The organism is Micromonospora sp. WMMC250 (assembly GCF_027460215.1).
Lineage (GTDB): Bacteria > Actinomycetota > Actinomycetes > Mycobacteriales > Micromonosporaceae > Micromonospora > Micromonospora taraxaci.
The window spans coordinates 3450244-3467356 of sequence record NZ_JAPZBJ010000002.1 but is presented as its reverse complement, the minus strand read 5'-3'; the positions used below and the strand labels follow the sequence as shown (position 1 = coordinate 3467356).

Genomic DNA, 17113 nt, shown 5'->3' with positions numbered 1-17113 from the left:
CCTTCGCGGCCGTTCAGGTCGGGTTGAGCCAGCTCTGCTCGCCCAGGCCGGAGATGTCCAGCACCCGACGGACCTGCCGGGACGGCAGGACGGTGAGCGTGCCCGGGAACTGTTGGGCGAGCCGGACCAGGGCGTGGATGGCGGCCGAGTCGAAGAAGGTGACAGTGCGCAGGTCGAGGGTGATCCGCTCGGCGGGCTCGCGCAGCGCGGTCTGGAGCATCGTGTCCGCTGTCGCCATGTCGACCTCACCGGCCACCACCACGCGGAGGTGGTCACCGTCGATCTCCGCGCTGGCGGAGAAGACGGGCGGTGCTCCCCCTTGATCCACGCAGACACCATGGCACAGCGAAACTTGCAGGGCAACAACCACCTCACGGCAGCCGTGGCGCGGGTCACCAGCGCTCCCGGCGATAGGCTTGCGGCATGACCGTCCGCCCTCCGCTGACACCCGGCACGCTCTCCCCGCTGCGACCGGTGCCGTCCCAGATCGCCCGACCGGAGTACGTGGGCAAGAAGCGTCCGCAGGAGTGGCGTGGCTCGCACGTGCAGACGGCGGAGACCATCGAGAAGATGCGGGTCGCCAGCCGGCTCGCCGCCCAGGCGACCCAACTCGCCGGCGAGCACTGCAAGCCCGGCGTGACCACCGACGAGATCGACAAGGTGGTGCACGAGTTCCTCTGCGACCACGGCGCCTACCCGTCGACGCTGGGCTACAAGGGCTTCCCGAAGTCGTGCTGCACCAGCATCAACGAGGTCATCTGCCACGGCATCCCGGACTCCACGGTCATCCAGGACGGCGACATCATCAACGTCGACGTGACCGCGTACATCGGTGGGGTGCACGGTGACACCGACGCGACCTTCTGCGTCGGAGAGGTCAGCGAGGAAGCCCGACTGCTGGTCGAGCGCACCCACGAGGCGATGATGCGCGGCATCCGCGCGGTCGCCCCGGGCCGGCAGATCAACGTGGTGGGCCGGGTCATCGAGTCGTACGCCAAGCGGTTCGGCTACGGGGTGGTCCGCGACTTCACCGGCCACGGCATCGGCGAAGCCTTCCACAGCGGGCTCTACGTGCCGCACTACGACAGCCCGCGTCCCACCGACATCATGGAACCGGGAATGACGTTCACCATCGAGCCGATGATCACTCTCGGCACCTACCAGTACGACATGTGGGACGACGGGTGGACCGTGGTCACCAAGGACCGGAAGTGGACGGCCCAGTTCGAGCACACCATCGTGGTGACCGACGACGGCCACGAGATCCTCACGCTGCCGTGACCGACGCCCCAGCAGCCCTGCGCGAGGCGCACCACGCGGACGTCTCCGGCGGCTGGCTGCGCCCGGCCGTCTTCGGCGCGATGGACGGCCTGGTCACCAACATCGCCCTGATCGCCGGCGTCGGCGGCGGCGGGGTGTCGTCGCACAGCATCGTGCTCACCGGCACCGCCGGCCTGGTCGCCGGGGCGATCTCCATGGGCCTCGGCGAATACACGAGCGTCCGGTCCGCCAACGAGCAGGTGGCCGCCGAGGTGGCCAAGGAGCGTCGGGAGCTGGAACGCCATCCCGAGGCGGAGGCCCGCGAACTCGCCGACGCCTGGGTGGCCCGCGGCCTACCCCGGGACCTCGCCACCCAGGTCGCCGAAGCGGTACGCCGCGACCCGGAGGAAGCCCTGCGGGTGCACGTCCGCGAGGAGTTGGGCGTCGACCCCGACGACCAGCCCAGCCCGTGGGCGGCGGCGACCTCGTCGTTCCTGTTCTTCTCGCTGGGTGCCCTGATCCCGCTGCTGCCCTACCTGGTCGGCGCGACCGAGCTGTGGCTGGCACTCGCCGTCGGAGGGCTCGGGCTGTTCGCCGCCGGAGCGGTGGTGGCCCGCTTCACCAACCGGCCCTGGTGGACCGGGGGCCTCCGCCAACTGCTGCTCGGTGCCGCCGCGGCCGGCGCGACCTATCTCATCGGCACGCTGATCGGGGTGAACGGCGGGCTGTGACGCCGGTCAACCCGTGAGCAGGTCGTCGATCGTCCCGTCGACCGCACGACCACGGGCGGCCAACTCCTCGGCCTGCCGGGCCAGCACCGCACCCACCTCGGTCATGTCCGCGCCGGCCAACCCGGTGCGCCGAACCGCGTCCCCCGGGTCGCGGAAGTAGGTGCGGCTCAGCAGACCCGTCACCGTGGCCGCCGCCAGCCGGGCCTCACCGAGCATCAACAGGGCCTGGTCGGTCTCGTACCACTCGGCGAGCCGGGCCGCCCGGGCGTGCGCCGCGCTGCCCCGATACCAGGCCTGCCGGGCGGCGGTGCTGAACTCCGCCGGTCGCGCCCGGGCCAACCGGCCCAGATGCTCGTCGCGCAGCGTCCGCAACCAACCCGTCGGGTCGTGCAACGCCTGCGTGGTGACGTACCGGTCGGCGGTCAGCGGCCACAACGCCGAGATCACCCGAGCCTGCGCCAGGTAGTCCTCCGCACCGGCCACGGTCAGATCGACGAGCACCCCGTCCACACGACGGGTCGCCGGCGGTGGGCCGGCACCGGACCGGTAGGTGACCACCAACATCCCCGCCTCGCGGTCCCCACCGCCGTCGTCGTCGCCGTGCGCCAAGGGGCCGTGGACGGCTACCGCGAGCACGTCGGCCGGGAAACGCCGCCGGACCGCCTCGGCGACCCGTTCCGCGACCGCCCAGCGTCCATCGTCGAGACCCCGATCGACACCGGTCTGCCCGCCGCTCGCGCTCACGGGGTCACCTTCCGCTTCTGGGTGCCAAGGTCCGCGCAACATCAGGGATGTCGGTGTCTCCCACGGGCTGGAGCCAGCACCATCCGGGACGTTGCTCGGATCGTGGGCGAGGGGCGTGGGGAGACTCTCGCCTCGCCAACTGCCGTCGCAGTTTAGCCAGCGGGCGGTGGGTCGGCGGGCGCGCCGCGCCCGGTCGGCACCAGCCGGAAGATGTGGATCTCCCGGCCGCCGGCCCGCCGCACGTACGTGTGGTACGCGGGCCACTCGGTGACCAGCAACTGCCACAGCCGGTCCCGCTCGGCCCCGGACGCCAGGTCGGCGCGCACCGGGATCCGTCGACCCTTCACGTCCACCGTGGCGGCGGGGTCGGCGAGCACGTTCATCGCCCAGCCGGGGTGGTGCGTCTGCCCCCAGTTGGAGCCGATCACCACATAAGCGTCGTCGTCCCGCACGTACAGCAGCGGGTTGCTGCGGGGTTTGCCGGAGCGGCGGCCGGTCGTGGTGATCACCAGGGACGGCATCAGGCCGAGCGCGACCACCCGGCCCCGGGTGAGCCGCCCGATCACCCGGTCGGCGGGAACGAGCAGACGGGCGGTGGCGCCGAACCACCGGTAGTGACCAACTCGGCGGGTGAGATTTCCCAGCACTGACACGCGGATCAGTCTGCCGGTTGGCCGGCCCGCGCGGCACCCCCGCACGCGCCCCGATCGCCGACCGGCGGGGCGGGATGCCCGGCGGTCAGTCCAGTCGCCGCTCGATCGGCAGCCGGGCGCGGGTGAACAGACCGGCCCCGAGCATCGCCACCACCGGCACCAGCACGAGCACCCCGAGCGTGGGCCACGGCACCAGGATCGGGTACGGGTCGGGTACCGGCCAGGCGCTGGCGTACTGCCGGTTAACCGAGAACAGCACGATCGCCGCGGTGCCCAGCCCGGCCACGATGCCGAGCGCCGAACCGAGCCCGGCGATGACCCCGGCCTGGCAGATCGCCAGCAACCGGCGCAACGCCGGTGCCGCGCCGACGGCCGCCAGGGTGGTCAGTTCGGCGCGTCCCTCGGCGGCGGCGAGCGCCGTGGCGATACCGGCCGCTCCCACCGTGATCAGGCCGGCCGCCGCCGCGATGAGCAGGAGCAGCGGTGAGACGTCGCGGGGCGCGGAACCCTGCTCCACGTTCAGCGCGAAGGTCCCGAACGACGCCAGGGCGGCGGCGAACCGTGCCTGCTGCTCCTCGTCGGGCGGGGTCGTGGTGCCGACCACCCAGCCGGCCGAGGACCAGTTCACGCCGAGTTGTCGGGCCGCGCCGGTGGACAGCAGCAGACGGGGATAGCCGACCGCCCGGGGCAGCGCGTACCCCGGCAGATCACGGAGCGCGGTCAGTTGATCCGGCCCGGTGTCCACCCGGCTGACGCGTACCGTCACCAGATTGTCGTGCAGGTAGCGCGGGTCGGTCACCACCACGCCACCGGCGCGCAGCACCGCCGAGGCCGCCGCTGTCGTCGTCGGGTCCGCGCCGGTGAGAAGTGGTAGCGCGCTGCCGTCGTCCACCTCGGGTTGCACGTAGCCCTCGGCGGGGTCCGCCGCGCAGCGTGGGTCGGACCGCGCCTGCTGGCGGTGCGACGCGGGAAGGTCGTCACCGATCTGCCAGGGGCATTCCCGGCCTGCGGGGAGCACCGGCGTGATGTCGCAGTAGACGGTGCCCGCCGCGTCGCAGTCCGGCGTGTGGACGGTGGCCACGGCCCCGACCCCCAACTGATCCTGGGCGGCGTCGACCACCTGGGCCAGCGTGGGTCGCTGGCCCGACCCGTTCTGGTAGACCAGCATGTGACCGGTCGGCAGCATCGGCTGATAGGCGCGTGCGTCGCGGACGCCGTCACTGGTCAGGTACCCGCCGAGCGCCACGCTGCTGGCGACGGCGGCCATCACGGCGCAGATGGCCGGCACCGCGGCGGCTCGGTTGCGGCTGGCGTCGCGCAACGCGATCCGGGGCGCCAACGGCAACAGCCGGCCGAGGCGGGCGAGTGTCGTGATCAACGTCGGCGTGCAGGACACCAGCCCCAGCTCGCCGAGGATCAGACCGGTGAGGATCACCGCGGGGGAGGTCTGGGTGGACCCGTACGCCGCCAGCCCCGCCCCGCCCACGACCAGGACCAGGCCGACGACCAGCCACCGGGCCGGGGACACCGGTGGGGTACGTCGCCCGGCGAGCCCGGCGCTGACGTCCTGCCGGGCGGCCGTCCACGCCGGTGCCAGCGCGGCGAGCACCCCGGTCAGCACCGCTACCGCACCGAGCAGCACCAGGGCCGCCGGCCAGCAGCGGTAGCCGCCGAAGCGCATACCGAAGACGTACTCCTCCATCAGCGGGCGACCGGCGAACGCCGCGCCGACGCCGACGACCAAGCCGACGGCGGCGCCCAGCACGCCCAGCACCACACCGTCGGCCAGCACGACCCGGCGCAGTTGGGCGGCGTCCCCACCGGCCACCGCGACCAGCGCCAGATCCCGCCGTCGACGACGGACGCCGACGGCGAAGGCCGGCCCGACCAGCAGGACGACCTCCAGCAGCCCGAGGCCGGCGATCAGGACGCCGGTGCTCAGGTCGTTGGCGTCGCTCGCCCCGATGAACCCGAACCGGGTCCGGTTCGATTCGCCCTCCGCGCCGTCCGAGTGGCGTGCGGTGACCACCACGCCCCGGTCGTTGAGCCGGGACACCAGCGCGGCGTCGACGGTCCCGGCTACGTCCGCCAACCAGACGCTGTCCGGCCCGGGACCGGTCTTCGGTACGGCTCCCGGGTGCAGCGCCACGACCGGACCGAGGTCGTCGGGGAACTCGACCACCCCCACCACTGTGTACGCCCTGCTCCCGTCCGCGACCGTGACGGCGTCTCCGAGGCGCAGGTCCAGGCGGCGCAGTGCGGCCGGGCTGATCGCGACCTCAAAGGGCTGCTGTGGTGCCCGGCCGGCCAGGAACCGCACCAGCCCCCGGGCCAGCGGGTCGCCGAGGTCCAGCACCCGACCGGACACGTTCTCGTCGCGGTCCGGGCCGCGCAGGGTCAGCGGGGCGTTCGGGCGCACCTCGGTGACCCGACTGCCCGGCCCCAGCAGCGCGGTCATCTGGGCTGCGGTGACCCTCGGAGGGGGCTTGCCGTCCTGCGTGTTCCAGCCCTCACCCCATTCGTCCTGTCCCACCGGGCCGTTGGCGACCCACTGCAACTCCGCGTCGGCGACGCCGAGTCGACGGTCGACACGTTCCTGTGGGGTCAGCTCGGCCATGTCGTAGCTCGCCGCGAGGAAGGCCAGCATCGCCACCGGCAGGGCGATCATCGCGAGGACCAGGGCGGTCCGCCCCCGGGCCCGGCGGGACTCGCGCCGCGCGATCCGCAGCGCGGTCCGCCAGGAGCCGGTCAGCTCGGCGATCCGCCGCCGGCCGACGAGCACGGGTGGCTCGACCGGCGACGCCGGCACGGGGTCGGCCCGGCCAGGGGCCCGCCGCGGACGGCGGATGGTCACCGCTCGCTACCGGACAGCAGCTGCTCGACGCTGCCCAGCGGTGCCGTCGTGTCGACGAGCACGCCGTCGCGGAGGAACACCACCCGGTCCGCCCAGCCCGCGTGTCGTGCCTCGTGGGTGACCAGCACCCCGGCGGCGCCCGCGTCGATCCGGCGGCGTAGCAGGTGCAGCACCGCCTCGCCGGTCTGCGAGTCCAGTGCGCCGGTGGGCTCGTCGGCGAGTACCAGCCGCCGCTCACCCACCAGCGCGCGGGCGATGGCCACCCGCTGCTGCTGCCCGCCGGAGAGCTGGTCGGGGAAGCGGTCGCCCAGCCCGGGCAGGCCCACCTCGGTGAGCGCGGCCCGGGCCAGTGCGCGGGCGCGGCGTCCGCTGGTGCCGTCGAGCTCCAGCGGGAGGGCCACGTTCTCCAGCGCGGTCAGACTGCCCAGCAGATTGAGCTGCTGGAAGATGTAGCCGATCCGGCGTCGACGCAGTTGGGCCAGCCCGCGACGGTCCAGGGCCCCGAGCGATTGCCCCTCGACCCGGACCTCGCCGCCGGTCGGACGGTCCAACCCTCCGGCCAGCGCCAGCAGCGTCGACTTGCCGGATCCGGACGGTCCCATCACGGCGACGAGTTCGCCGGGCCGGACGGCCAGGCTGACGCCGCGCAGCGCGTGCACCGCCGCCGGTCCGGTGCCGTGGGTGCGGTGGACGGCGCGGAGCTCCAACACCGCGTCGTCCGACCCGCTCACCGTCGGGCCTCCTCGCCGGCCCACCTCGCCGAGTCCTGCGCGTCCGGGTCCCCAACCCGAGGCACGGGAGGTGCCGGGCCGGTGGGTTGGTGCCGCACCAGACTGCTTTCGCAGTGGTCCAGCCAGCGCACCTCCGCCTCGGCCTGAAACACCATGGAGTCCAGTACGAGGCGCCAGGGGAGGTCCTCCGGCCGGTTGCTGCCGTACTTCAGCCGGGTCAGCTCCTGAAGGGCACGCATCGTCGCGCTGCGCTGGGCCTGCACCACCGAGCGAACGTCCACCCCGGGGGTGGTCAGCGCCAACGCCAGCTTGATGGCCAACTCGTCGCGGGGTCGGTCGGTGCGGCTGATCGGGGTGGCGAACCACAACGCCAGGTCCGCCCGGCCGGCATCGGTGATCTCGTACGGGCGCTGCCCGGCCTCGCTCTCCGGCAGCGGGCGCACCAGACCGTCCCGTTCCAGCCGGGACAGCGTGGTGTAGACCTGCCCGATGTTCAGCGGCCAGGTCGAGCCGGTCGACTCCTCGAACGCGGCGCGCAGCTGGTAGCCGTACATCTGGCCGCGTTCGAGCAGGGCGAGCAACCCGTGACGGATGGACATGGCAACGGAGTATGCATACCTGGTATGCGCTCCGCAACCGAAGGGGGGCCGTTCAGGCTGGTCGACCGGGAAATGGGACGGTCAGCGGGGTCAATCCGGCCGTCTTGCGCCAGCGGGTGGCGCGTACCGCGTACTCCACCAGGGCCGCCAGGGCCTGGTCCCGGTCGGCGCCGGTGGTCGACGCCAACGCCGCCCGCCAGTGCGCGGCAGTGCGTTCCTCCACCTCGGCGGCGAGTCGCAGGGCGCTCGCCCGGTCGGTGACCGGGAACGGCAGCGCGTAGCCGGCCCGGTCGGGCGGTACGACGCCACCGGCGGTGGTGAGCTGCACCACCAGTGTGTCGCGCCGACGTCGATGCGCGGCCTCCGCCTGGTGTGCCGCCTCCCGTGCCGCGCCGGTGAGCCGGACACCGATCCGCCCGTAGGCGTAGATGGCCGCGTACTCGGCGGACAGGGCGGAGGCGAGAGCCTCCCCGGCGGATGGCTGCCTCACTTCAGTGCCTCCTGGTGGGTGGCGCGGGCGGCGACGATCGACCCGAGCAGTGCGGCCCGCTCGGCGGGCGCCGCGGCGCAGGCGGTGGACGCTGACTGTTGGGCGGTCTTCTCCAGCGCGCGCAGCGCGGCGAGCGCACCGGTCGGGTCGGCCGCCGGAGCCGTGGTGGGGGTGGTGGCCGCCGCCGAGGGCAGGGCGACGCCGATCACCCGGGCCAGCTCGGTGGCGTGGGCGGTGTGCGCCTCGCCGATCGGGCCGAGGCGGCCGGCCAGGTCGGGGTGCGCGGCGGCGCTGCTCCGGTACGCCTCAGCCAGCGCGAGCGCCTCGTCCACCATCGGCCGCAGCGGGTCGGGCGGCGGCGCCGGCTTGTCGTCACGGTCGAAAAGATCACAGCCGGTCAGCGGCGCGGCGGTGCCACCGAGCACCAGCAGTGCCCCGCCACGCAGGAGCTTTCGCCGGGAATGTCCGGATGCCTGGTTGCGCTGTGTCGTTCTGCCGATCCCCACCGGGCAAGTCAACACCATGGGGGCCGGTCCAGGGGTCATCGGCGTCGGTGCGCCGCTCGGCCCGCCGCCGGGCAGGCGCGTTACGCTCTGCGCAGCCACCGGCGCGTCCGCTCCGGTGGCGTGCCGGCATGGCGGGAAGACCCACCACCGTCGACCAGGGAAAGGGTGCGGAGATGACGCAGCGTGGCCGTGCCACCAGGCCGACCGGTCGGCCCCGCGTTGCCGCGGGTCCCCGCGGTGGTGACCTCGCCGGGCGGCGTGCCCGGTTGCGAGCCGTGATCGAGCCCGTCGTCAACGACGCCGGCTACGACCTGGAGGACCTGTCGGTCTCCCGGGCCGGTCGTCGGCACGTGGTGCGGGTGATGGTGGACGCCGACGGCGGGATCGACCTGGACGCCGTCGCGGACGTCTCCCGGGCGGTCTCGGCCGCGCTGGACGCCGCGGAGGAGACCGGTGGCGACATCGTGGCCGGGGAATACCAGCTCGAGGTCAGCTCGCCGGGCGTCGACCGGCCGCTCACCCTGCCCCGGCACTGGCGGCGCAACGTGAGCCGACTCGTCAAGGTCACCGTCCGGGGCGCGACCGGGCTGCCCGGCCAGCGCGGCGAGCAGCCCGCCGGCGACCGTCAGCTGACCGGCCGGGTGGTCGCGGCCGACGACGAGGGCGTGCAGCTGGAGACCGAGGACGGCCGGACCTCCTGGGCGTACGACCAGCTGGGCCCGGGTCGCGTGCAGGTCGAGTTCACCCGCCTGGCCGAGCTCGGCGAGCCGGACGACGAGTTCGACGACGCGGACGATTCAGACGAGTTCGACGATTCAGACGACATCGACGACGAAGATGATGTGGAGGACGAGGAGAGGTGAACATCGACCTCGCGGCGCTGCGCGCACTCGAGCGCGAGCGGGAGATCCCGTTCGACACGATTCTCGCGGCGATCGAGACCGCGCTGCTGACCGCCTACCGGCACACCGACGGCGCTGAGCCGCACGCCCGGGTGGAGATCGACCGCAAGTCCGGCGCAGCCCTGGTGTACGCGCAGGAGATGGACGCAGACGGCAGCCTGGTGCGGGAGTGGGACGACACCCCGCACGACTTCGGCCGGATCGCCGCCATGACCGCCAAGCAGGTGATCCTCCAGCGTCTGCGGGAGGCCACCGACGAGGTGCACTTCGGCGAGTACGTGGGCCGCGAGGGTGACCTGGTCACCGGCGTGGTGCAGGCGCACGAGACGCGTACCGAGAAGGGCATCGTCAGCGTCGACCTGGGCAAGCTGGAGGGCGTGCTGCCGCAGTCCGAGCAGGTGCCCGGCGAGCGGTACGCCCACGGTGAGCGGGTCCGCTGCGTCGTGGTGCACGTGGCCAAGGGCATGCGCGGGCCGCAGATCACCCTGTCCCGGTCGCACCCGGCGCTGGTCAAGAAGTTGTTCGCGCTAGAGGTCCCGGAGATCGCCGACGGCACCGTCGAGATCGGCGCGATCGCCCGTGAGGCAGGTCACCGTACGAAGATCGCGGTGCGCTCCACGACCCCCGGCGTCAACGCCAAGGGTGCCTGCATCGGGCCGATGGGCCAGCGGGTGCGCGCCGTGATGAGCGAGTTGCACGGCGAGAAGATCGACATTATTGACTGGTCGGACGACCCGGCCACCTTCGTCGGTAACGCGTTGTCGCCGGCCAAGGCGCTGCGGGTCGAGGTGGTCGACCTGGCTGGTCGGGCCGCCCGGGTGACCGTTCCCGACTTCCAGCTTTCGCTCGCCATCGGTCGGGAGGGGCAGAATGCCCGACTCGCGGCCCGTCTGACCGGTTGGCGGATCGACATCCGCTCCGATGCGGAGCAGAGCGCCCCGGCCGCGCGTGAGGGTGCTGATCACGTGCGGGAGCCGGGCGGCGCGATCTCCGGCGGCTAGGGGTAGACTTCTTCCAGTGGTACGACGCGCGCAGCCGGAGCGCACCTGTGTGGGTTGCCGGCGACGTGCGCCGGCCAGCGAATTGCTGCGGATAGTCGCGGTCAGGGACGAGGCTGGTCACAGCCTCCGGCCTGATCCGCTTCGCAGGCTGCCGGGTCGGGGAGCGAACATGCACCCGGATCCGGCCTGCTTCGCGCTGGCGGTGCGGCGCCGCGCCTTCGGGCGTGCGCTGCGCATCACCGAGGTCCTCGACCACGGTGTGCTGGCGGAGCACGTCGATGCGCCAACCACTACGTCCGGTCAGCCCGACCGGGCGAGGGTCGCTAGCAGGGTAGGACGACCGACATGAGCACACGATGAAGTCCCTGAAATGACCAGGCTTCAAGTGCACGAGTGAGGTCGCTGCGGGTGCTGCCCGCACGACCTCGGAGTGAGGAGTGCAGTGGCAGGCAAGGCCCGCGTACACGAGCTTGCAAAAGAGCTCGGGGTCGAGAGTAAGACCGTTCTCGCCAAGCTGAAGGAAATGGGCGAGTTCGTGAAGTCCGCGTCGAGCACCGTCGAGGCGCCCGTCGCCCGGCGGCTGCGTAACGCATTCGTCGCGTCCGCCGGTGCTCCGGCAGCGGCCGCCCCGTCGGCGCCCGCGTCGACGCCGGCTTCCAACCCGACCCCGACGACGTCCCCGACCCCGGGCGCGCCCCGGGTCTCGGCCAAGCCGATGCCGCCTCGGCGGCCGGCCGCGCCGGTGCCCGGCCCGAAGCCGAAGGGTCCGGTGCCCGCTGCGCCGCAGCCCGCGGCTCCGGTCGCCAAGCCGGCGAGCGCCCACGACATCGAGGTGGCGGCCGCGGAGGCGCGTGCCGCCGCGCTGAAGGCTGAGCAGGAGGCCGCGGTCAGGGCCGCGCAGGCCGCCCGCCAGCAGCAGCGGGAGAACCCCGTTCGCCGGGAGCCCCCGGCAGACGGCGGTAACCGTCCCGGCCCTCGGCCGGGTCCGGCCGCGATGCCGCCCCGTCCCGGTTCGCCGGCAGCTCGCCCGAGCGCGCCTGCTCCGGGTCCGGGTGCCCGACCGGGTGGTCGCCCGCCGGCGCGCGGCGCCGGTAACAACCCGTTCGGCATCCAGGGTGGCCAGCAGCAGCGGCCCCCGGCCGCTGGTGCGGGTGGTCCCCGCCCCAACACCCCGGCGGGTATGCCGCCGCGGCCGAGCCCGAACTCGATGCCGCCGCGGCCCAGCCCGGCGTCCATGCCGAGTCAGCGTCCGGCGGCCGGTCGTCCCGGTCCCGGTGGCGCTGGTCGCCCCGGTGGCGGCGCAGGTCGTCCCGGTGGCGGTGGCGGTGGTTTCCGTGGCGGTCCCGGCGGTGGCGCCGGTGGCGGTGGCGGTTACCGCGGCGGCCCCGGTGGCGGCGCGGGTGCCGGCGGTGGCGGTGGCTACCGTGGCGGTCCCGGTGGCGGTGGCGGTGCTCCCGGTGGCGGTTTCCGTCCGGGTGGTCCGGCCGGTGGCGGCGGTCGTCCGGGTGCGGGCGGTCGTGGCCGTGGCGGCGGCGCCGCGGGTGCCTTCGGGCGTCCGGGTGGTCGGCCGACGCGGGGTCGCAAGTCCAAGAAGCAGCGCAGACAGGAGTTCGACAACCTGTCGGCTCCGACCATGAGCTCGGGTGCTCCCCGGGGTCAGGGTCAGGTCGTCCGGCTGTCCCGCGGCGCCTCGCTGTCCGACTTCGCGGACAAGATCAACGCCAACCCGGGTTCGCTGGTCCAGGAGATGTTCAACCTGGGCGAGATGGTCACCGCGACCCAGTCCTGCTCTGACGACACCCTGCAGCTGCTGGGTGAGCACCTGGGCTTCGACATCCAGATCGTCAGTCCGGAGGACGAGGACCGCGAGCTGCTCGCGCAGTTCAACATCGACCTCGACGCGGAGGTGGCCGAGGAGCGTCTGGTCAGCCGTGCGCCGGTGGTGACCGTCATGGGTCACGTCGACCACGGTAAGACCAAGCTGCTCGACGCGATCCGCAAGGCGAACGTCGTGGCCGGCGAGGCGGGTGGCATCACCCAGCACATCGGTGCGTACCAGGTGCACGTTCCGCACGAGGGTGTGGACCGCGCGGTGACCTTCATCGACACCCCGGGTCACGAGGCGTTCACCGCCATGCGTGCCCGTGGTGCCCAGGTGACGGACATCGTGATCCTGGTCGTCGCGGCCGACGACGGCGTGATGCCGCAGACCATCGAGGCGTTGAACCACGCCAAGGCGGCCGACGTGCCGATCGTGGTCGCGGTCAACAAGGTCGACAAGCCGGATGCCAACCCGGACAAGGTCCGCCAGCAGCTGACCGAGTACGGCCTGGTCGCCGAGGAGTACGGCGGCGAGACCATGTTCGTCAACGTGGCCGCCAAGCCGGGCATCGGCATCGAGGAGCTGCTCGAGGCCGTCCTGCTGACCGCCGACGCGTCGCTGGAGCTGACCGCTCCGATCGACGGGCCGGCGCAGGGTGTGGCCATCGAGGCGCACCTGGACAAGGGTCGCGGTGCGGTGGCTACGGTGCTGGTGCAGAAGGGCACCCTGCGGGCGGGCGACTCGATCGTCGCCGGTGGGGCGCACGGCCGGGTCCGGGCCATGCTCGACGAGAACGGCAACCAGCTCTCCGAGGCTGGGCCGGCGCGTCCGGTCATGGTTCTGGGTCTGACCGCGCCGCCCGGCGCGGGCGACACCTTCCTCGCGGCGGCGGACGACCGCACCGTGCGGCAGATCGCCGAGCAGCGGCAGGCGCGGCGGCGGGCGGCGGCATTCGCCAACTCCCGTGGTCGGGCCACCCTCGAGACGCTCATGGAGCAGCTCAAGGAGGGCGAGAAGACCTCGCTCAACCTCATCCTCAAGGGCGATGTCTCCGGTTCGGTGGAGGCCTTGGAGGACGCGCTGTTCAACCTCGACATCCCCGAGGAGGTCCAGCTCAAGGTCCTCGACCGGGGCGTCGGCGCGATCACCGAGAGCAACGTCATGCTCGCGAGCGCGTCGTCCGAGCCGGTCACGATCATCGGCTTCAACGTGCGGGCCTCCAACAAGGTCCGTGAGATGGCCGACCGCGAGGGCGTGGAGATCCGGTACTACACCGTCATCTACCAGGCCATCGAGGAGATCGAGGCAGCGCTCAAGGGCCTGCTCAAGCCGGAGTACGAGGAGGCCGAGCTGGGCACCGCGGAGATCCGCGACGTCTTCCGCTCGTCCAAGATCGGCAACATCTCCGGTTGCATCGTCCGGTCGGGCATCATCCGGCGCAACGCGAAGGCTCGACTGCTTCGGGACGGGACGGTCGTGGCGGACAACCTCACGATCACCTCGCTGAAGCGGTTCAAGGACGACGCCACCGAGGTCCGTGAGGGCTTCGAGTGTGGTCTGACCCTGGGTGGTTACAACAACGTCCAGGTCGGCGACGTCATCGAGACCTTCGAGATGCGGGAGAAGGTTCGCGCCTGATCCGGCAGTGACACGCTGATCGAGGGGTTTACGCCGCCAGGCGTAAACCCCTTGATCATGCGGGGCGGGTTGGCGGTATCGTCCGGGGCGATGTTCACCGGAACCGCGGTCTTCGACCTGCTGCTGCCGGGCGACTCCCGGTCGCTCAAAGCCAAGAGATCATATGTACGGCCGATCGTGGCGGCGCTGCGCCGCTTCGAGGTGTCGGCCGCCGAGGTGGGAGCGCTCGACCTGCACGGTCGGGCGCAGATTGCGGTGGCCGTGGTGGCCGCCGAGACAGTGCACGTCCGCGAGGTGCTCGACTCCTGTGAGCGCCTGGTGGCCGGCCGTCCCGAGGTCGAGCTGTTGTCGGTTCGACGCCGGCTGTACGGCGTGGACGACGACTGACCACGGTGCCGGCTGTGCCGGGCGACCGGTGCGGCCGCGAAGGTAGTGTTCGAGATGTTGGCCGGTCGGCCGGCGGCCTGCGGGTCGCCGGGTCGACCGGGAGCAGGACGCCGTGGAGGTGGCGAGATGTCTGATCCGGCCAAGGTACGCCGGCACGCCGAGCGGGTGCGTGAGCTGGTCGCGTCGGTGGTGCGGAGCCAGATCAAGGACCCGCGGCTCGGGATGATCACCATCACCGACGCCCGGATCACCGCGGACCTGCGCGATGCGACGGTCTTCTACACGGTGCTCGGCGACTCGGTGGCCCAGGCGGACACCGCCGCCGCGCTGGAGAGCGCCAAGGGGATGCTGCGCAGCACTGTCGGCAAGGCCCTCGGGCTTCGGCACTCGCCGACCCTGGCGTTCGTCCTCGACGACGTGCAGGACCAGGTCAAGCACATCGACGACCTGCTCGCCGCCGCCCGTAACGCCGACGCCGAGGTGCAGCGGCTCGCCGCCCAGGCGAAGTACGCGGGAGAGGCCCAGCCCTACCGGGTGGACGACGAGGACGACGAGGCGGACGAGGCCGACGAGGCCACCGACGTCAAGGAGACCCCGCGGGGTGGGGAAACGCGGTGACCAGCGCCACCAGCGCCCCGCTGGCCGGGGCGGCCGGGGTTGTCCCCACCGAGGCGGACTGGGCTGCGGCCGAGACGCTGCTGCGGGATCTCCCGGTGGGCGCCCGGGTGCTGTTGATCTGTCACGTCAACCCGGACGGCGATGCCCTGGGCAGCATGCTCGGCTTCGCTCTGGGCCTGCGGCAGCTCGGCGTACGCGAGGTGCAGGCGACCTTCCCCGGCCCGCCGGAGGTGCCGGAGCCGTTGCACGGGCTGCCCGGGCTGGAGCTGCTGGTTCCGGCCGACGAGGCGGACCCGGCACCCGATCTGGTGATCTGTTTCGACGCGGCGAGCGAGTCGCGCCTCGGCGAGTTGGCCGGGCGTCTGTCGTCGGCGGGTGCGGCGTTGGTGCTCGACCACCATGCCTCGAACCCGGGTTTCGGCACTGTCAACCTTGTCGATCCGGGTGCAGCGGCGACGTCGGTGGTGGCCGAGCGGTTGCTGGTCCGGCTCGGGGTCGTGGTCGATCGGGAGATCGCCGAGTGCTTCTACGTGGCCCTGACCACTGACACCGGTTCGTTCCGGTTCGCGGCGACCACCCCGGCGGTGCACGAGATGGCCGCCCGGTTGCTGGCCACCGGCATCTCGCCGGGCGACATCTCGCGGCGGGTGTTCGACACCCGGCCCTTCGGCGCGGTCCGTCTCTTCGGTGAGGTGCTGGGTCGGGCCCAGTTGGAACCGACCGCCGCAGCTGGCCGAGGGTTCGTCTGGACCTTCGCGACCCTGGACGACCTGGCCCGACACGACCAGCGGCCGTACGTGCTGGAGGCGTTGATCGACTCGGTGCGCTGTACCGCCGAGGCGGACGTGGGCTGTGTGTTGAAGCAGACCACGTCGGGCGAGTGGGCGGTGTCGATGCGCAGCAAGGGCGCTGTGGACGTCAGCCGGGTCGCGGTCGCGCTGGGCGGTGGTGGTCACACGTTCGCGGCCGGTTTCACCGGTCGGGGCACCGTGGAGCAGGTGGTCGAGTCGATCCGTGACCAACTGGACGGGGCGCTGGTCCAGCCCACGAGCTGACGCGACGATCACCGTCATCGATCCGCCACCTCGAAGATCAGGGTCAGCTCCGGGGAGTGTCGGTCTTCCCGCGCTCCGTGAGACCGGGAAGAATTGCGGGATGGAGCAGCCGCACGACCTCACCGTGGAGGCCCCCCGTGCCTGGGACCGGCCCGCCGTCTCCGTTCCCGTCCTGGTCTGCCTGTCGCTGGTCGGTGGTCGGTTCGCCTCTTTCTCCACCGAGGCGAATCTGTTCACCCTCGGCACCGGCGGGGTGCTGATCTGGCTCGGTCTGAGCAACCGCGTGCCTCGGCGACCGGCGCCGCGCCGTCTGGGTGCGGGAGCCGTCTGGTGGGCGGTGCCGGTGGTGGTCTTCGGCGTCTTCGAGGGCGCGACCTTCGTGCTGGCCGCCGGTGACGACTTCCCCACCTTCTCCCGGCTCGCCGACCCTCTCCTGGAGGATCAGCTGACCCGTTCGGCGGCCTGGTTCGCCTGGCTGGCGGCCTTCTGGGGGTTGGTGCGGCGATGATGCGGGCGCTTGCGATCGGCGGCTTCCTGGCCGCGCTGGTGCTCTTCGCCGCGGTCGAGTGGATGGCCCGGCGGGAGGGCTCCCGGATCCCCACCCTAGGCGAGGTCTGCGCGTACGTGATGCGCTACGAGGTCGGTCTGGTGCCGGTGGGCCGGATCGGTCTGTTCGGGTTCTGGTGGTGGCTGGGGTGGCACTTCCTGGCCCGTTGAGCCGGGTTGCCGACCGTCCAGATGGCGGGAACCGTGAGCAGCATGTGGACCTGAACGATAACTTGGGAGAGGGCCGGCGCCGCGTGGCGGTGCAGGTCATGGGTGGTGGTGCCACACCTCGTGCCGCCTCCCTCCAGGGTCGGACCGACCCGGGCTCACGCTGCCCAGGCGGCTGCTCCGGTAACCCCGGACCGCCGTGGGGCGCTCAGCAGGACCGCCCGCGAGGGCCGCCGTGTGTCGGTGGCTCGCTCCCTGGAAGGACCACCACCATGCCGAACAAGCCCAAGCCCGAGACCACCGACGACGCCCGTGAGCAGGCTCGCCGCGCGCTGCAGACGTCGATGGACACCCGCCAGTGACCCGACCGAGCCGGCGCTGATCCCTCTGGTCGTGCGGTCGGACCGG

The 17113-nt window shown here is 72.4% G+C and carries 19 protein-coding genes; 11 read left to right on the top strand and 8 right to left on the bottom strand.

Features of this window, described 5'->3' with window-relative positions:
- Positions 1-13 precede the first annotated feature (13 nt).
- Positions 14-328, bottom strand: a complete 315-nt coding sequence (locus tag O3438_RS15225) for an STAS domain-containing protein (RefSeq protein WP_269680587.1) — start codon at positions 326-328, stop codon at positions 14-16.
- A gap of 95 nt (positions 329-423) precedes the next feature.
- Between O3438_RS15225 and map the strand changes: the two genes are divergently transcribed.
- Positions 424-1281, top strand: coding sequence for a type I methionyl aminopeptidase (gene map, locus O3438_RS15220; protein WP_088990983.1), 858 nt, complete (start codon positions 424-426; stop codon positions 1279-1281).
- Positions 1278-1991: a VIT1/CCC1 transporter family protein gene (locus tag O3438_RS15215; RefSeq protein WP_269680586.1), complete on the top strand. Its 714-nt coding sequence runs from the start codon at positions 1278-1280 to the stop codon at positions 1989-1991. The genes map and O3438_RS15215 overlap by 4 nt, the downstream gene beginning before the upstream one ends.
- 6 nt (positions 1992-1997) lie before the next feature.
- Here O3438_RS15215 and O3438_RS15210 read toward each other — a convergent pair whose 3' ends face one another.
- The 7 genes from O3438_RS15210 to O3438_RS15180 all read right to left on the bottom strand — a co-directional run bounded on the left by O3438_RS15210 (position 1998) and on the right by O3438_RS15180 (position 8586).
- A complete protein-coding gene (locus tag O3438_RS15210; protein ID WP_269680585.1) occupies positions 1998-2735 on the bottom strand; it encodes a nucleotidyltransferase domain-containing protein in 738 nt (245 codons plus the stop codon).
- Positions 2736-2887: 152 nt separating this feature from the next.
- The gene (locus O3438_RS15205) at positions 2888-3388 is read right to left on the bottom strand and encodes a nitroreductase/quinone reductase family protein (protein ID WP_269680584.1); all 501 of its coding nucleotides are present in this window, start codon (positions 3386-3388) and stop codon (positions 2888-2890) included.
- An 85-nt stretch (positions 3389-3473) separates the two neighbouring features.
- The gene (locus O3438_RS15200; protein ID WP_269680583.1) at positions 3474-6242 is read right to left on the bottom strand and encodes an FtsX-like permease family protein; all 2769 of its coding nucleotides are present in this window, start codon (positions 6240-6242) and stop codon (positions 3474-3476) included.
- A complete protein-coding gene (locus tag O3438_RS15195) occupies positions 6239-6973 on the bottom strand; it encodes an ABC transporter ATP-binding protein (RefSeq protein ID WP_442929609.1) in 735 nt (244 codons plus the stop codon). Before O3438_RS15195 ends, O3438_RS15200 begins: the two co-directional genes overlap by 4 nt.
- Entirely contained in the window at positions 6970-7572 is a 603-nt protein-coding gene (locus O3438_RS15190) for a PadR family transcriptional regulator (protein ID WP_269680582.1), read from the bottom strand. The genes O3438_RS15195 and O3438_RS15190 overlap by 4 nt, the downstream gene beginning before the upstream one ends.
- Before the next feature lie 52 nt (positions 7573-7624).
- Positions 7625-8062, bottom strand: a complete 438-nt coding sequence (locus tag O3438_RS15185) for a ferritin-like domain-containing protein (protein ID WP_145785013.1) — start codon at positions 8060-8062, stop codon at positions 7625-7627.
- Positions 8059-8586 (bottom strand): hypothetical protein, encoded by a 528-nt coding sequence (locus tag O3438_RS15180; RefSeq protein WP_269680581.1) that lies wholly within the window; start codon positions 8584-8586, stop codon positions 8059-8061. Before O3438_RS15180 ends, O3438_RS15185 begins: the two co-directional genes overlap by 4 nt.
- A gap of 155 nt (positions 8587-8741) precedes the next feature.
- On the opposite strand from O3438_RS15180, the gene rimP reads away from it, so the two are divergent.
- The 9 genes from rimP to O3438_RS15135 all read left to right on the top strand — a co-directional run bounded on the left by rimP (position 8742) and on the right by O3438_RS15135 (position 16708).
- On the top strand, positions 8742-9431 hold the full coding sequence (gene rimP / locus O3438_RS15175; RefSeq protein ID WP_269680580.1) for a ribosome maturation factor RimP: 690 nt from the start codon (positions 8742-8744) through the stop codon (positions 9429-9431).
- A complete protein-coding gene (gene nusA, locus O3438_RS15170; RefSeq protein WP_269680579.1) occupies positions 9428-10471 on the top strand; it encodes a transcription termination factor NusA in 1044 nt (347 codons plus the stop codon). Before rimP ends, nusA begins: the two co-directional genes overlap by 4 nt.
- A gap of 16 nt (positions 10472-10487) precedes the next feature.
- Positions 10488-10820 (top strand): YlxR family protein, encoded by a 333-nt coding sequence (locus tag O3438_RS15165; protein WP_088990972.1) that lies wholly within the window; start codon positions 10488-10490, stop codon positions 10818-10820.
- Positions 10821-10913: 93 nt separating this feature from the next.
- Positions 10914-13931 (top strand): translation initiation factor IF-2, encoded by a 3018-nt coding sequence (gene infB, locus O3438_RS15160; RefSeq protein ID WP_269680578.1) that lies wholly within the window; start codon positions 10914-10916, stop codon positions 13929-13931.
- A 90-nt stretch (positions 13932-14021) separates the two neighbouring features.
- Positions 14022-14318, top strand: a complete 297-nt coding sequence (locus O3438_RS15155) for a DUF503 domain-containing protein (protein WP_145785009.1) — start codon at positions 14022-14024, stop codon at positions 14316-14318.
- 126 nt (positions 14319-14444) lie between these two features.
- Entirely contained in the window at positions 14445-14936 is a 492-nt protein-coding gene (gene rbfA, locus O3438_RS15150) for a 30S ribosome-binding factor RbfA (protein ID WP_269680577.1), read from the top strand.
- The gene (locus O3438_RS15145; RefSeq protein ID WP_269680576.1) at positions 14933-15991 is read left to right on the top strand and encodes a DHH family phosphoesterase; all 1059 of its coding nucleotides are present in this window, start codon (positions 14933-14935) and stop codon (positions 15989-15991) included. The genes rbfA and O3438_RS15145 overlap by 4 nt, the downstream gene beginning before the upstream one ends.
- Positions 15992-16091: 100 nt before the next feature.
- Entirely contained in the window at positions 16092-16499 is a 408-nt protein-coding gene (locus tag O3438_RS15140) for a hypothetical protein (RefSeq protein ID WP_269680575.1), read from the top strand.
- Complete coding sequence (locus O3438_RS15135; RefSeq protein ID WP_269683653.1) at positions 16499-16708, top strand: DUF6186 family protein; 210 nt, start codon at positions 16499-16501, stop codon at positions 16706-16708. The genes O3438_RS15140 and O3438_RS15135 overlap by 1 nt, the downstream gene beginning before the upstream one ends.
- Positions 16709-17113 lie beyond the last annotated feature (405 nt).

What these genes read in the sequence shown, in the direction of transcription:
- O3438_RS15190 (WP_269680582.1), bottom strand. Translation starts at nt 7,572, where the DNA reads ATGTCCATCCGTCACGGGTTGCTCGCCCTGCTCGAACGCGGCCAGATG.
- O3438_RS15140 (WP_269680575.1), top strand. Translation starts at nt 16,092, where the DNA reads ATGGAGCAGCCGCACGACCTCACCGTGGAGGCCCCCCGTGCCTGGGAC.
- map (WP_088990983.1), top strand. Translation starts at nt 424, where the DNA reads ATGACCGTCCGCCCTCCGCTGACACCCGGCACGCTCTCCCCGCTGCGA.
- rimP (WP_269680580.1), top strand. Translation starts at nt 8,742, where the DNA reads ATGACGCAGCGTGGCCGTGCCACCAGGCCGACCGGTCGGCCCCGCGTT.
- O3438_RS15155 (WP_145785009.1), top strand. Translation starts at nt 14,022, where the DNA reads ATGTTCACCGGAACCGCGGTCTTCGACCTGCTGCTGCCGGGCGACTCC.
- rbfA (WP_269680577.1), top strand. Translation starts at nt 14,445, where the DNA reads ATGTCTGATCCGGCCAAGGTACGCCGGCACGCCGAGCGGGTGCGTGAG.
- O3438_RS15135 (WP_269683653.1), top strand. Translation starts at nt 16,499, where the DNA reads ATGCGGGCGCTTGCGATCGGCGGCTTCCTGGCCGCGCTGGTGCTCTTC.
- O3438_RS15180 (WP_269680581.1), bottom strand. Translation starts at nt 8,586, where the DNA reads ATGGTGTTGACTTGCCCGGTGGGGATCGGCAGAACGACACAGCGCAAC.